A 14,830-nucleotide genomic window follows, 5' to 3' on the forward strand; every position below is an offset into this window, starting at 1 on the left:
CCTGCGCCTCTCCCGCGCCATCGTCCCACCCGCGCGGAGGTTTTTCGCAGCACTTTGCATTCCTGCGACGTGAGGGGAATCGCTTCGCAGAAGCGCGACGTGTATACCTTAGCTCGATGGCGCGCTCCTCTGGAGAGCCGGACTCGACCGACGCAGACGACCCGGTCGGCCCGGAGACGGCTGCGTTTCCGCTCGGCGCGGGGGAACCCAGGGCTGACAACGTCTACACGATCGCCCCTGGCACCGTCATTGCGCGCAAGTACCGCGTCGAGCGCACGATCGGCCGCGGGGGAATGGGCCTCGTCGTGGAGGCGCTGCACCTCGATCTCGATACGCGCGTCGCGATCAAGTTTCTGCTGCCGGAGTTCATGTCGTACACCGAGGCGGCGGAGCGGTTCATGCGCGAGGCGCGCACGGTCGCCAAGCTGCAGACGCCCCACGTCGTCCGCGTGCTCGACGTGGCCGCGCTGGACAGCGGCGAGCCGTACATGGTGATGGAGCTGCTCGACGGCGAGGATCTCGCGTGCCACGCCGCCGAGGCGGGCACGCTCGCGATCGGCGAGTGCATCGATCACATCGTCCAGGCGTGCGAGGCGCTCGCGGAGGCGCACTCGCTCGGGATCGTCCACCGCGATCTGAAGCCGGCGAACCTGTTCCTGACGAAGCGGCCCGACGGCACGCCGCTCATCAAGGTGCTCGACTTCGGCGTCTCGAAGATCCTCACCGGCGACACGGGCAACGTCTCGCTCACGCAGACGACAACGATCCTCGGCTCGGCGCTGTACATGTCCCCCGAGCAGATGCGCTCCTCGAAGAGCGTCGATCCCCGCACGGACATCTACGCGCTCGGCGTGTGCCTCTTCGAGATCATCGGCGGCAGGCCGCCGTACGTGGCCGACAGCTTCCCGGAGCTGTGCGCGAAGATCTACACGTCGCCGCCCGAGCCGCTCCAGGACCTCCGCCCCGAGGTGCCCGAGGGCCTCGTCGAGGTGATCGAGAAGTCGATCGCGCGCGAGCCCGAGGATCGCTACCAGTCGATCACGGAGTTCGTGCAGGCGCTCGCGCCGTACGCCGCGCCGGGCACGCGCACGACGATCGCGGGGATCCTCCGCCTGCACGCCGCGGAGCTCGATCTGCCCCCGCCGGCCTCGCGCGCGGCCATGGCGAGGACGTCGTCGCGCCTGTCGCGCACGAGCACCGGCGGCCCGTCGGTGACCGACAAGGCCGCCCGCACCACGGGCTCCACGCCGCCGTCGGAGGACGGGGCCCCGCGCCGGGGGCGCCCGCTGCTCTACGTGGCCGTCGGCGCCGTCGCCGTCGCCGTGGGCGCGTGGGGGGCGCTCACGTTCCAGCGCAGCCGGTTCGCCATCGGCGGCGGCGACGAGACAAGTCCAGCGGTCGCGCCTCCGGCGAGCGAGACCGCGGCGACCGTCGAGCCGGCGCCGCCGCCCCTGGCGCCGGACACGGCCGCCGCGCCCCCGAACGTCGTCCCCGCGGGCGACGCGGAGAACGCGGCTCCCGCGGTGACGAGCGCGGCCGCAGCGGACGCGGCCGCGGCAGATGCGGGCGCGACGGACGCGGGCGTCGGCTTGACCGGGCCATCCGCGGACGGCGGCACCGGACCGGCTGCGGCGGCCACGACGGCGCCGAGCGCCGGCCCCGGCAAGCCGCCGCGCGGGGGCGGGCGAGGGCGCGGGCGCCAGGCGGGGCCGACGGCGGCTCCCGAGGACGATCCGGGGCCGCCGCGCACCGTCTCGCCGGCCGTGACCGTGAACAGCGATCTCTCGATGGAGACGTGCTACGCGACGATGCCGGACGGCACCAAGAAGGTCGTCCCCTGCAAGTGACGCGCGGCGAGCTCGCGCGCCGCCGCTCCGATCACGCCGGCATCGCGGCCGGATCGCCCAGGATGGCGCCGGTGAAGCTCGGGCGCAGGTAGAAGCCGCGCGGCAGCGCGGCGATGATCTCCCCGTCGCGCCCGAACGCGAGCGTCCGCGAACGCCCGGTCGCGGCCTTCGGCCGCACCTGCAGCCAGCGCCCCGCGTGCGCGGTGAGCCCCTCGATGGCGCCGATGCCGATGAGCCCCATGAGGTCCTCGAAATCGGCGCGCAGGACGCGCTCCTGCGCCGCTGTCGGCCGCCAGAGCCGCGGGGCGCCGAGCCGCCGCTCCTCGCTCGGCCGCCCCGGCGCGGCGACGATCGGCACCCAGAGCACGTGGGCGAGCTTCGCGCGAGCGCGCGACGTCTCCCACTCCGCGCGATCGGCGTCCGAGAGCGAGATCGAGCACACGAACGTCGATTCCTGCGGCGCCCCGTCCTCGTCGACGGGGATCGTCTTGAGCTCGATCCCGAGGTGGGGGAAGTCGGGCCTGGCCGTCGACCCGGCCGTCGCGCCGAGCGCCCGCTCGACGAGCGCGCCGGCCGCGCCTTTCGTGCGCACGCCGCCCCGGGGCACCGCGCGCTGGAGCGCGCGCGCGAGATCGGCGAGCGTCATGCCGGTCAGCGCGGCAGCGCGGCGGCGCAGCTCGCCTTCGTCGCAAGGCGGTTCGAGGGCCGAGATCAACAACGCCGCCCTTAGGACGTCGACCGGCGCGACGCCAGCGCTCCTCCGCGCTCGAGATAGGTTGGCCGCCGGGGTGCGCCGGAACGTCGATGGGAATCGAGCAGCGCTGACCCGGGGGCCATGGCGGCCTGATTACGCGGCCCCCCCGAACGCGCCGCCGAGAAGAAGCCTACTGCTTAAATCCCTCCTTTGGACCGCCGGATTTGGGAGGAAAATTGAGTCAGGAATTTCCTGTACGGCTTCTGCGGGATCCAGCGGTGCTATGCCTTGCGGTCCGCGGATCATCGAGCGGCCACCTCAGGTCGGCGAGCTGGCCGGTGATGCGGAGCAGCATCTCGCGCAGCGCGGACGCGGTCGCCCGGTCCCGGGGGTTGTGGCGTAAGCACGCGTGCAAGAACGCCGCGACGTCCGCGGTCCTGGGCTCGTCGGCCAGGCGCTTGACCGGCGCAGGCAGCCCGTCGTGCGTTACGTGCGCCGTGATCAGCGCGACCTCGGTGGGCCCGTCGAAGAGCGTCCTGCCGGTGAGTACCTCGTACGCGAGGCAGCCGAAGCTGTAGATGTCGGCGGTGAGCGGGGTCGGGGTGACCCCGGGCGGAACGACCCCCCAGATCTCCGGGGCGCCGTAGCAGCCGGTGGCGCAGCCGGGGCGGATGTGGCGGCCCGCCAGGCCGAAGTCGACGAGCACGGGCTCGCGCCCGCCGCGCAGGATCACGTTGGTCGGCTTGATGTCGAGGTGCCCGACGCCGACCGCGTGCATGGCCTCGAGCCCGGCGAGGATTCCGTCGAGCAGCGCCACGGCGCTGCGCGAGGTGAGGCCCCGCGCGTCGAGCAGCTTGTCGCAGCGGATGCCCTCGATGAGCTCCATCACGAGGATGGGCTTGGGGCGCGCCCCCGCGTCGAACGTGACGAAGCGGGCGAGGTTCGGGTGATCGGGGAGCGAGAGGAGCGCGCCCGCCTCCTCCCGGAACAGCCGGAGAAAGTCGGCCTCCGAGACGCTCCGGGCCGCCGTGTGATCGTACTCCGGCACCTTGAGGGCGAAGCGCTCGGCCGACGGATCGTGGCGCTCCTCGGTGCGGGTGACGATGAACACCGTCCCCAGCGAGCCGCCGCCGAGCTGGCGGTGCACGTAGAAGCCGCCGAGCGTGCGCCGGCTCGGCAGCCACGCGGGCAGCGGCTGCTCGGGCCGGGCGACGCTGCCCGGCGCGCTCGGGCGGCGGACCGGGAGCCCCAGGATCCGCGGTACCACGAGCGCGACGATGTCGGCGAGCGCGCCCGGGATGCTCGCGCGCGCGGCCGAGACGAGCGCCTCGACCGGCGCGGCGACGCCCGGCTTGACGTCCTCGTCCTCTTCCTCCTGCAGCGCGACCTCGATGGCGAGGCGCAGCGGCTCGGTCGGGCCGGATGCCGCGGAGGCGGGGTGCTCCCCGCAGCGCCGGCGAGCGCCGGCGGTGAGCTGCGCGAGGCGGGTCAGGGCGTCCTCGAGGGCGCTGAGCGGCGAGGCGTCCGCGTCCCCGTCGCCCGCCGCGGTCAGCGCGCTGAGCGCGCCGGCCGTGTTCACCGCCCCGAGCGCGCGCGCGAGGCGGGCGAGCGCGCCGCGCACGATCTCCGTGCGCTGCGACGCGCCCGCGGGCAACGCCGTGACGAGCGCGTCCAGGGCGGCGATGCGCTCGAGCGCCGCGCGCGCGCGCTCGGCCTCGGCGAGCTCCGCGTCGAGCGCCCCCTGCCGCGTCGACCGGACCGACACCGCGGCGTCGCTGTCGGGCGCGCGCGCGCCGCCCTCGCGCCCGCCGCGCGCGAACCGCGCGTAGGCGCGCAGGAGCTGGGCGACGTCGGGGTGCATGCTGGCCTGCCCGAGCACCTCCAGGTCGTCCGGGTCGCCGCCGCGCATCGCCGCGTGCAGGAAGATGTCGGCCGCGTCGGCGGCCCCCTCCCGCACGAGCGCGTCGAGGCCGCGGGCGACCGACGCCGCGATGGCGCGGCGGAGCGACGAGCCGCGGTCGGCGCGCAGCCGGTCGAGCAGCACGCTGATCGCGCCCGTCCAGCGGGCGAGGACGCGCGCCTTGAGCTCGGGCTCACCGCCGAAATCGGTGCTCTCGCCGTCGATCAGGTGGATGAGCGCGCGCAGGTTGCGCTGGTGCACGGTCACGTGCAGCGCCGGCGACGCGCCCGCGCGCGCGGCGGACCCCTCGGCGCGGAGCAGCCAGCGCGCGAGCCGCTCGTCGAGGTCGTCCAGCGACGCGACCCCGGTCGCGTCCTCGCTCGGCCGGCGGTTCAGGAGCAGCAGGCTCCTCAGCAGGCCGGAGCCGAGCAGCTCGGCGTCGATCTCGCGCACGAGCCCCACCGCCGCGCGCCGCGCGGCGGCGCTCTGCGCGTCGTCGAGATCGCTGAGCTCGATCTCCTCGAGCGCGCCGACCGCCTCGGCCGCCAGGCCGTACGCCTCGAGCGCGCGCCCGTGCGCCTCGCGCGGCCCGGTCTCGACGAACGCGGCGACGGCGCCGTCGAGCGCGCCGCGCAGCAGCGCGACCCCGGCGCCGTCCATCGAGAGATCGCGGTGGACGACGCGCGCGAGCGCCGCGAGGCCGTCGTCGCGCGCGTGCGCGCTGGGCGGCGCCTCGAGCGCGTCCTCGAGCGCGCGGGCGCACCGCGCCGCCGCGCGGGCGCCGATCGGCTCGGCGCGGCTCAGCGCCCCGCGCAGGTCGCGGCGGAGCTCGACGATCGCCTCCGCCGTCGACATCGGCGACGCGCGCGCGATCTCGTCGAGCAGCGCGTCGGCGGCCTCGGGCTCCGCGTCGGCCGCGACGGGGAGGCCCCACGCCATCGCCGTGGCGATGCCCGGGTCGGCCGCGAGCAGCGGGCTCCGCAGGAGCTCGACCGCGCGGCCGAGCGCGCGATCCGGATCGACCGCGACGCTCGCGGCGAGCGACGCCGCGCCCCGCCGCCACTCGGTCGGGGAGAGGTCCTCGGCGAGCTGCGCGCGCACCTCGTCGGCGAAGTCGGGCAGCACCCCCGCGAGCAGCCCGCGCGCCGCGGCGACGTGGCGCCAGACGAGCGGCTCGCGATCGGCGAGCAGCGTCTGCCACGCGAGCGCGATCCCGTCGGCGCTGCGGTCGAGATCGCGCCGGCGCCCGTCGCTGACGTTGCGGAACAGCCGGAGCGGCAGGTCGTCGCCCTGCATGGCCCTGCGGGTCGCCTCGCGGGCGGCGCGCTCGAGGAGGCGCGCGGCGAGGCGACGCTCGGGCAGCGAGCCGGTCGAGGGCGCCGCGATCCAGTCGCGCGACAGCTCGCGCCGCGAGGCGAGGAGGAGCGCGAGCGGGTCGACCGGCACGTCCGTGCCGGCCGGGAGCCAGAGCGAGAGCGTGACGCGCGCGCGGATCCCCGCCCCGGAGAGGCCGCGGGCCGAGCCGGCGGCCATGCGCGTGGCGAGCGCGACGAACGTCGCCGCGTTGCCGGCGTAGAGCTGGTTGAGCACGCGCCGGCCGAGCTCGCGCCGCTCGGGCCCGTGCGGGAGCGCGCCGGCGATCTCGTAGAGCGCCACGCTCGCCGCGGCCGGCGCGAGCCAGCTCAGGTCGTCGAGCAGCCCGTCGGCCATCGCGGTCTGGACGCTCCGCAGCAGCCCGTCCGGGCTCAGGGAGTCGAGCGGGGTCGAGCCGTCGAGCGCATCGACGAGGGCGATCGAGGCGATCGTCTGCCGGAAGAGGGCGCGCCGGACGTTCGGGTCGTCGTGGGACGTGAGGTCGACGAGCCCTTCGAGGTATTCCGCGCGCGGTCGCATCGGCAGGTTGCGCAGTCTAGCGCGACGGCGCGCCGGCCCCCCTCCCACGCCGCAGTGATCCTCGCGCGTCACGGAACCTCCCACCCCCCTCCGGCGCTCGCGCGCTCCGCCCGGCCCCGGGAGAGCTACCTCCCCCTACGATGATCGGACGCGCCGTGGGCGCGCCCCGCCGCGCGTCGCGCCGCCCCGTCGTCACGCTCGCGTCCGGCCGCCTGGGCCTCGGGCGCGCGGCGGAGCGCCCCGGTCGCGCGCTGCGCTCGCCGGGGACGAAACCCGCACCTCGCGCGCAGATCCATGGGCCGACCGGGTGGAAGGGACACCGGAAGTGGGGTAAGCGGGGCGCGCCCGGGCTTCGCCGCTCCGCGCGCGCACGTCGCGCGGCGCCGCGACCGGGGAGCCGGGAATGCAGGGAGACGTGGACCAGGGCTTCTCGTTCGACCTCGACGCGTTCCGCGCGGCGTACTCGCGCTTCCTCGCGCCGGCCGCCGGCGCGGCGCCGCGCATCCTGCTCACGGGCCATTCCCACCAGGCGTGGCCCGACGTCGCGCGCGACGCGCTCGCCGCGTGCTTCGACGACGCCGCGCGGCTCGCCGACGACAAGTGGGACGCCGCGGTGTTCCCGAAGCTCGCGGCGGTCGGCGCGGCGATCCTGGAGCGGATGGGCTTCGATCGCGGCGACGCCATCGCGTTCGGACAGAACACGCACGAGCTCGTCTACCGGCTGATCACGGCGCTGCCCCGGCGCGAGCCGCTGCGGATCGTCACGACCCAGGGCGAGTTCCACTCGCTCAGGCGCCAGCTCGCGCGCCTCGCCGAGGAGGGCGTCGACGTCGAGTGGGTGAGCGTCGAGCCGCGCGCCGCGCTCGCCGACCGGCTGCTCGCCGCGCTCCGGCCGGGCACCTCGATGCTCGCGATCTCGGCCGTGCTCTTCGAGAGCGCGACGGTGGTGCCGCGGCTCGACGAGATCGTCGCGCGCGCGGCCGAGATCGGCGCCGTCCCGCTCGTCGACGCCTACCACGCATTCAATGTCGTCCCGATCGCGTGGGGCCGCGCGGCGCCTCACGTCTTCGCGGTCGCGGGCGGGTACAAGTACGCGGCGATGGGCGAGGGGATCTGCTGGATGCGCGTCCCGCGCGCCTCGGCGCTGCGCCCGGTCTTCACCGGCTGGTTCGCCGATTTCGACGCGCTCGCGGGCAGCGGCGGCGACGTCGCCTACGCGCCGGGCGGCGCGCGCTTCGCGGGCTCCACGTTCGACCCCTCCGCGCTCTACCGCGCCGCCGCCGCGCTCGAGCACTGGGATCGCTTCGGCCTCACCGTCCCGCGGCTGCGCGCGATCTCGCTGCGGCAGACCGGGCGCATCCTCGGCCTCCTCGACGCCGCGGGCCACGGCGGCGACGTGATCTCGCCGCGCGAGCCCGAGCGGCGCGGCGGCTTCGTCGCCGTCCGATGCGGGCAGGCGTGCGACGTCGTGGATCGCCTCCGCGCCCGGCGCGTGCTCGTCGACGCGCGGCGCGACGCGCTCCGCATCGGCCCCGCGCCGTACCTCACCGACGCCGAGATCGACGAGGGCGTCGCCGCGCTCATCGAGGAGCTCGGCCGCTAGCGCGGCGCCCCGCGGGGCGGTCAGGGAGCGCTGTGCACGCGCGGCGCTTCCGGGTACAGCGGCCGGAGCCCGCGCCACGCGACGTCGGTGGCGCTCTCCGCGGGCTCGGCGAGATCCCACTCCAGGTAGAGCTTGTCGCCGTCGTAGCAGCCGAAGCTCGTCGACAGGCAGAGCAGCGGCTCGCGATCGGTCGCGTACCCTGCGCGCGCGACGTCGTGCCCGTAGACCGCCACGCGGGCGTCGGGGTCGAGCGCGCGCAGGAAGGCATGGGCGCGCTCGCTCGAGGTGCTCCGCGCCCAGAGCAGCGCGCCGAGCGTCCCCTGCAGGCTCATCTCCGTGAGCGGCACGTCCATGAACCCGTCGAGCGGGAGCCGCTCCAGGTCCTCGCGGCTCTGGATGCGCGCGTGCGGCGCGGCGTGGAGCATGACCATCCGGGCCGTGTGCGCGACGGCGACGAACGGCCACCCGCGGAACCAGCTCCGCATCGCCAGCGTGTCCTCCGGGCCGAGGAGCTCCTCCAGCCGCTGGGCCTCGTCCGGGAAGAACTTCGCCACCACGGGGCCGCCGACATGCGCGTGCTCGTGGTTGCCGAGCAGGTAATGGACCCTGCCCGGGTGGCGATCCGCGAGGCTTCTCGCCTTTTTCAGCAAGGTCACGGAGTCGCCCCGGTAGAACGAACCCAGGTAATCGGGCCATTCGCTCTCGTCGAGCTCGGGGCCGTGCACCAGGTCGCCCGTGACCACGAGCACCGCGCCGTCGCGGCTGGCCGCCGCCTGCTCGAAGATCTCGGCGATCCGCTCGAAATCCGCGACATTCCCCTGAAAGTCGGTGGCGACGATCAGTCTGCCCCGATCAGGGAGGTCGACGACACGCTGCACGTCTCCAGCATAGCCGAACGCCCCTGCTTCTCCTCGTGCGAACTGACCGCCGCTCACCGCCACCGCCGCTCGGTTGCTGTGGGTCGCCATGTGGCGCGCAGGTCGCCAGTTCATCCAGATTTGGTGAATTACTACAGCGGTACTGTCCCTTGGCGGGCCTTCTGGTGCGGGCTAGGCTCCTGGCTGTATGCAGAACCGGAAACTTTCAGCGTGGGTCGACGAGGTCGCGCGGCAGACGCGGCCCGATCGGGTCGTCTTCTGTGACGGCTCAGAGGCGGAGAACCGGGCGCTGATCCAGGGGATGCTGAGCGACGGCACGCTCGTCGCGCTCAACGAGGAGAAATACCCCGACTGCTATCTTCACCGGAGCGACCCGACCGACGTTGCCCGGACTGAGCACCTCACGTTCATCTGTAGTCGGGACAAGGACGACGCGGGCCCGACGAACAACTGGATGTCGCCGGACGAGGCCTCGCAGAAGGTCGGCCGGCTGTTCGACGGGTCGATGAAGGGGCGGACGATGTTCGTCGTTCCCTACCTGATGGGCCCCGTCGGGTCGCCGTCGGCGAAGGTCGGAGTCGAGATCACCGACAGCCCTTATGTCGTGGCGAGCATGCGGATCATGACGCGCATGGGCCGGGTCGCGCTCGACGCGCTGGGCAGCTCCGACGATTACTGCAGGGGGCTGCACTCGCTCGGCGACCTGAGCCCGGAGCGCCGCTTCGTCTGCCACTTTCCCGAGGAGCGGCTCATCTGGAGCGTCGGCTCCGGGTACGGGGGCAATGCGCTGCTCGGCAAGAAGTGCTTTGCGCTGCGCATCGCGAGCACGATGGCGCGCGACGAGGGGTGGTTCGCCGAGCACATGCTCATCCTCGGCCTGGAGGATCCGGAGGGCCGCGTGACGTACATCTGCGCGGCGTTCCCCAGCGCCTGCGGCAAGACGAACCTCGCGATGCTCGTGCCGCCCGCGTCCCAGAAGGGGTGGAAGGTGTGGACGGTCGGCGACGACATCGCCTGGCTGCGGATCGGCCCCGACGGTCGGCTCTGGGCGATCAACCCCGAGGCCGGCTTCTTCGGCGTGGCCCCGGGGACGAGCTCGCGGACGAACCCGAACGCCCTGGCGACGCTGGCCCGCAGCTCGATCTTCACGAACGTCGCGCTCACGCCGGAGGGGACGCCGTGGTGGGAGGGCTTCGATGGGCCGGTGCCGCCGGTGCTCACCGACTGGAGGGGCCGCCGCTGGACGCCGGACAGCAAGGAGCCCGCCGCGCACCCGAACAGCCGGTTCACGTCGCCGGCGCGCCAGTGCCCGTCGATCTCACCGGAGTTCGACGCCCCGGCGGGCGTGCCGATCTCGGCGATCGTGTTCGGCGGGCGGCGCGCGCGGCTCGCGCCGCTCGTCTGCGAGGCGCGCGACTGGACCCACGGCGTCTACCTCGGCGCGACGATGGCCTCCGAGACGACCGCGGCGGCGACCGGCAAGGTGGGCGTCGTCCGCCGGGACCCGATGGCGATGCGCCCCTTCTGCGGATACAACATGGGCGACTACTTCCGGCACTGGATCGAGCTCGGCGAGCGCCGCGCGGCGTTCCCGAGGATCTTCCACGTGAACTGGTTCCGGCAGAGCGACGCGGGCAAGTTCCTCTGGCCGGGCTTCGGCGAGAACCTCCGCGTGCTGCGCTGGATCGCGGCGCGCGTGAGCGGGGCGGCGAAGGGCCGCGAGACGCCGCTCGGGATCATGCCCGCGGACGGCGAGCTCGACACGAGCGGCCTCGACGTGAACGACGAGGCGCTTCGCGAGCTCTTCGCCATCGACCGCGGTGCGTGGCGGGAGGAGGCGCTCGATCGCGAGGCGTTCCTCGCTTCGTTCGGCGCGCGCATGCCCGAGGCGCTGCTCCGGCAGAACCGGGATCTCGCGGCCCGGATGCAGGCGTGAGCGCGCGCCGGCCGCAGCAGCGCGGCCGGCACTGAACCGAACCCCCCGACGTCACTCCGAGAACGCGCGACCGGCGGCGCACGCCGCGCCGCGCCGCAGAGCACCGAGACGTGGCGCGCCGCGTCGCCAGGCCGCGGGCGCGCCAGCGCCGGGCCCGTCCGTTTCGTGCTGAGGTCGGTCGGGAGCGCCTTGACGCCGGTCCGGGTTGGCCCACACAGTTCCTTCAAAGAATTTTGAAAGTTCAATGAGCTCTTCAACCGACATCCACCGTCAGGCGGAGCTTCTCGCGGCGGACGCGATCGGCGATGTCATCGAGCACTGGGGCTTCCGCCGGGTGCTCGGGCGGATCTGGACGGTCCTGTTCATCGCGGGTGGAGCCCTGTCCGCCGCCGAGATAGGCGAGCGGCTGCAGGTTTCGTCCGGCGCCATGAGTATGTCGCTGACAGAACTGCAGAGGTGGGGTGTAGTACGAAGGGTATGGAAACCGGGCGAGCGGAAGGAGTTCTTCGAGGCCGAGACGGACTTCTGGAAGATGATTTCCAAAGTGTTCGCGGAGCGCGAGCGGCTGATCGCCGACTCCGTGAGGGAACGGCTCGAGCGGGCCTCCGCGCTTCTCGAGGGCCTGCCGCCCACCGACGCGACCCGCTTCAGCCTCGATCGGGTGGAGCGGCTCCTCTCGTTCGTGATCGTCGCGCAGACGGCGCTCGACGGGTTCATCAAGAGCAGGACCGTGGACTTCTCGCGGTTCGGGGATCTGGTCCGGTTCCCGATCCGCGCCGTGCGGTCCCGGCGAGGCGCATAGCGGGCTCGTGATTTCGGAGGGCTCGACCGCTACGTGGGCCCCGCGCGGTGCGGGGAGCTGCGTGCGCTCGTGCATCCAGGTGGAGATGGGATGACTGCGACAACAACGTTTACTGGGACGGTCCAGCGGAGCGATGTCGTCTCGAGCCTCGGAGGCATGTGCGCTGGGCGCGGGCTCGACTCGCTCGCCGCGCGCCTCGCCGAGCTCCGGCGCCTGCTCGACGGGGATCTTGAGGACGTCGAGCGCGAGCTCTCGAAGGTCGGGCTGGACGGGGAGACGCCGGCGCACAAGAGCGCGCGGCACCTTCTCGGGCTGAGCGGCAAGCGGCTGCGGCCCATCTGCGTTGCGCTGGCCGCCCACATCGGCGGCGGGTTCAACGAGGCCGCGCGGACGTTCGCGGTCGCCGTCGAGCTCGTCCACAACGCGACGCTGCTCCACGACGACGTCGTCGACCTCGGCGATCGCCGGCGGGGCGTGGACGCGGCGCGGGTCATCTACGGCAACGCGGCGTCGATCTTCGGCGGCGACTACCTCCTCCTCGAGGCGCTCTCCAAGATCCAGGCGGTGGGCATGCCCGACGTGCTCGAGCGGGTGCTCCAGGTGATCAAGGAGATGGTCGTCGCGGAGGCGCTCCAGCTCGCTTCGCGCGGCCGCGTGCGCACGAGCACGAACGAGTACTTCCAGATCGTCGACGGCAAGACGGCGTCGCTGTTCCGCTGGGCGATGTTCGCGGGGGCGCGCGCCGGCGGCGTGAGCGAGCCGCTCTGCAAGGCGCTCGAGTCGTTCGGGACGAGCCTCGGGGTCGCGTTCCAGCTCGTCGATGACGTCCTCGACTTCGCGGGCGATCCGGAGGCGACCGGCAAGGCGCTGCTCACGGATCTGCGCGAGGGCAAGATGACCTACCCGCTGCTGCTCGCCATGGAGCGCGACCGCGAGCTCACGCCGGCCCTCGAGGCGCACTGCGCGACGGAGGACGCGGCGGTCGAGCCCGAGCTCAGCCGGCGCATCGCGCACGTCATGGTCGAGCAGCGCGTCGTGGACGACTGTCTGGAGCTCGCGTCCCGGCTCTGCGGGGACGCGGTGCGGAGCATCGAGCCGCTCCCGGAGAGCCCGGCGAAGGCGGCGCTGGAGGGGGTCGCGATGTCGACGCCCCGGCGGAGGCGGTGAGCGGCGATGACGAACCCCCTGAGGCAACGCGAGCGCGGCGCGTCGACGCGCGCGCAGGCGACGCGCGGAGGCGCCCGATGAGCCAGAACGTTTCCAGCCGGATCAGCGGCTTCTACAAGCGGTGCCTCGAGGATCGGCTCCGCGCGATCCAGGCGCTCGGCCTGCTCGACGAGGACGCGCTCGCGCACCTCGCGAGCGGGGGCGGGCTGCCGACCGCGGTGGCCGATCGGATGTGCGAGAACGTCATCGCGACGCACGCGCTCCCGCTCGGGCTGGCGCTGAACTTCCGCGTGAACCAGCGCGACGTGCTCGTGCCGATGGCGGTGGAGGAGCCGAGCGTCATCGCCGCCGCGTCGAACGCGGCGCGCATGGTCCGCCTGTCCGGCGGCTTCTCCGGCGAGGCGGACCCGCCGATCATGACCGCCCAGGTCCAGCTCGACGACGTGCCCGACGCCGAGGAGGCCGCGGCCCGGCTCACCGCGGCGCGCGAGAGCCTCCTCGCGGCTGGTGACGCGGCGATCCCGAGGATGGTGGCGCGCGGGGGCGGCTGCCGCGACCTCGAGGTGCGCGTCCTCTCGGCGGAGCTCGGCGTGGTCGTCGTGCACCTCTACATCGAGGTCGGCGACGCCATGGGCGCGAACCTCGTCGACACCGTCGCGGAGGCGGTGGCGCCGCTCGTGCAGCGCATCGCCGGCGGGACGCTCGGGCTCCGGATCCTCTCGAACCTGACCGTCCGCCGGCTGGTCCGCGTGACGGCCACCGTCGGGGACGACGCGCTCGGCGGCGCGGACGTGGCGAGCGGCATCGCGCGGGCGAGCCGCTTCGCGGAGCTCGATCCGTACCGGGCGGCGACCCACAACAAGGGCTTCATGAACGGGCTCGACGCGGCCGCGGTGGCGCTCGGGCAGGACTTCCGCGCCATCGAGGCGGGCGCGCACGCGTACGCGTCGATGAGCGGCCGGTACCGGCCGATCAGCACGTGGGAGCGCGTGCCCGGCGGGCTCGTGGGCCGCGCGGAGCTTCCGCTGGCCGTCGGCACGGTGGGCGGCTCGACGGAGGTGCACGCCGGCGTGCGCGCGGCGCTGCAGCTCGTGGGCGCGAAGAGCGCGCGCGAGCTCGCCGTGGTGCTCGCGTCGGTCGGGCTCGCCTCGAACCTGGCGGCGCTGCGCGCGCTCGCGAGCGAGGGGATCCAGCGGGGCCACATGCGGCTCCACGAGCGGAAGCGGGCGCTCGCCGCCGCGCCGATCCCGGGGAACGACGAGGGGAGCGGCGAGGCCGCCGCGCCGCCGTCGGGCGAGGCAAAGCGGTTCGCGCCGGAGCGCGGCGAGGGGCACCGCGCGGCGCAGGTGGAGGGCGGGACATGAGCGAGACCGGGCAAGACCAGGCGCACCACGGCGGGCGCCGCGCAGGCAGCGGCGAGATGTTCGACGGCATCGCCGAGCGGTACGACCTCCTGAACAGGGTCATCTCGCTGGGGCTCGATCAGGGCTGGCGGCGGCGCGCGGTGCGCTCGCTCGAGCTCGAGCCCGGCGCGACGGTGCTCGACCTGGCGACCGGGACGGCCGACCTCGCGATCGCGATCGCGCGGACGCACGACGTGAAGGTCATCGGGATCGATCCGTCGCAGGGGATGCTCGCCGTCGGCCGCCACAAGGTGGAGGACGCGGGGCTCGCGGGGCGGATCGAGCTCGAGGTCGGCGACGCGGAGCAGCTGCAGCTCGGCGACGCGAGCGTCGACGCGATCTCGATGGCGTTCGGGATCCGCAACGTCCCGGACCGCGCGCGGGCGCTCCGCGAGATGGCGCGCGTCACGCGGCCCGGGGGGCGCATCGCGATCCTCGAGCTCAGCGAGCCGCGCGGGGGGCTCATGAGCAAGCTCGCGCGCTTCCACATCCACACCGTGGTCCCGTACATCGGCGGCGCGATCTCCGGGAGGGACGAGTACCGGTACCTGCAGGACTCGATCGCGAGGTTCCCGCCGCCGGACGAGTTCGCGGACCTGATGCGCGGCGCGGGGCTGCGCGTGCTGCGCGTGGAGCCGCTCACGATGGGCGTCGTCTGCCTCTACGTCGCGACGCCCGAGGGCGCCTGAGGTGCCCGCGCGGGAAGG

Annotated in this window: 10 protein-coding genes; 7 read left to right on the forward strand and 3 right to left on the reverse strand. The window is 74.0% G+C overall.

Features of this window, described 5'->3' with window-relative positions; all coding sequences use genetic code 11:
• Nucleotides 1-116: 116 nt before the first annotated feature.
• Entirely contained in the window at nucleotides 117-1,847 is a 1,731-nt protein-coding gene (locus tag WMF24_RS15370) for a protein kinase domain-containing protein (protein WP_437737154.1), read from the forward strand.
• A gap of 31 nt (nucleotides 1,848-1,878) precedes the next feature.
• Here WMF24_RS15370 and mutH read toward each other — a convergent pair whose 3' ends face one another.
• Nucleotides 1,879-2,562, reverse strand: a complete 684-nt coding sequence (gene mutH / locus WMF24_RS15375; protein ID WP_437738808.1) for a DNA mismatch repair endonuclease MutH — start codon at nucleotides 2,560-2,562, stop codon at nucleotides 1,879-1,881.
• Between the two features lie 220 nt (nucleotides 2,563-2,782).
• A complete protein-coding gene (locus tag WMF24_RS15380; protein WP_437737155.1) occupies nucleotides 2,783-6,334 on the reverse strand; it encodes a protein kinase domain-containing protein in 3,552 nt (1,183 codons plus the stop codon).
• Nucleotides 6,335-6,737: 403 nt separating this feature from the next.
• Between WMF24_RS15380 and WMF24_RS15385 the strand changes: the two genes are divergently transcribed.
• Entirely contained in the window at nucleotides 6,738-7,937 is a 1,200-nt protein-coding gene (locus WMF24_RS15385; protein WP_437737156.1) for an aminotransferase class V-fold PLP-dependent enzyme, read from the forward strand.
• Between the two features lie 20 nt (nucleotides 7,938-7,957).
• Here the strand turns inward: WMF24_RS15385 and WMF24_RS15390 are convergent, their stop codons facing one another.
• Complete coding sequence (locus tag WMF24_RS15390; RefSeq protein WP_437737157.1) at nucleotides 7,958-8,815, reverse strand: metallophosphoesterase; 858 nt, start codon at nucleotides 8,813-8,815, stop codon at nucleotides 7,958-7,960.
• 187 nt (nucleotides 8,816-9,002) lie between these two features.
• Here WMF24_RS15390 and WMF24_RS15395 point away from each other — a divergent pair, with 187 nt between their 5' ends.
• From WMF24_RS15395 to ubiE, 5 genes are all read left to right on the forward strand, one after another.
• Nucleotides 9,003-10,751 carry a phosphoenolpyruvate carboxykinase (GTP) gene (locus WMF24_RS15395; RefSeq protein ID WP_437737158.1) on the forward strand — a complete coding sequence of 583 codons (1,749 nt, stop codon included), beginning with the start codon at nucleotides 9,003-9,005 and terminating at the stop codon, nucleotides 10,749-10,751.
• 205 nt (nucleotides 10,752-10,956) lie between these two features.
• Nucleotides 10,957-11,553, forward strand: coding sequence for a GbsR/MarR family transcriptional regulator (locus WMF24_RS15400; protein WP_437737159.1), 597 nt, complete (start codon nucleotides 10,957-10,959; stop codon nucleotides 11,551-11,553).
• Between the two features lie 156 nt (nucleotides 11,554-11,709).
• The gene (locus WMF24_RS15405; RefSeq protein WP_437737160.1) at nucleotides 11,710-12,720 is read left to right on the forward strand and encodes a polyprenyl synthetase family protein; all 1,011 of its coding nucleotides are present in this window, start codon (nucleotides 11,710-11,712) and stop codon (nucleotides 12,718-12,720) included.
• Between the two features lie 77 nt (nucleotides 12,721-12,797).
• Nucleotides 12,798-14,084: a hydroxymethylglutaryl-CoA reductase, degradative gene (locus WMF24_RS15410; protein WP_437737161.1), complete on the forward strand. Its 1,287-nt coding sequence runs from the start codon at nucleotides 12,798-12,800 to the stop codon at nucleotides 14,082-14,084.
• Nucleotides 14,081-14,812 (forward strand): bifunctional demethylmenaquinone methyltransferase/2-methoxy-6-polyprenyl-1,4-benzoquinol methylase UbiE, encoded by a 732-nt coding sequence (ubiE, locus tag WMF24_RS15415; RefSeq protein WP_437737162.1) that lies wholly within the window; start codon nucleotides 14,081-14,083, stop codon nucleotides 14,810-14,812. The genes WMF24_RS15410 and ubiE overlap by 4 nt, the downstream gene beginning before the upstream one ends.
• Nucleotides 14,813-14,830 lie beyond the last annotated feature (18 nt).

It is taken from the genome of Sorangium sp. So ce1335, assembly GCF_051521615.1.
Taxonomy (GTDB): domain Bacteria; phylum Myxococcota_A; class Polyangia; order Polyangiales; family Polyangiaceae; genus Sorangium.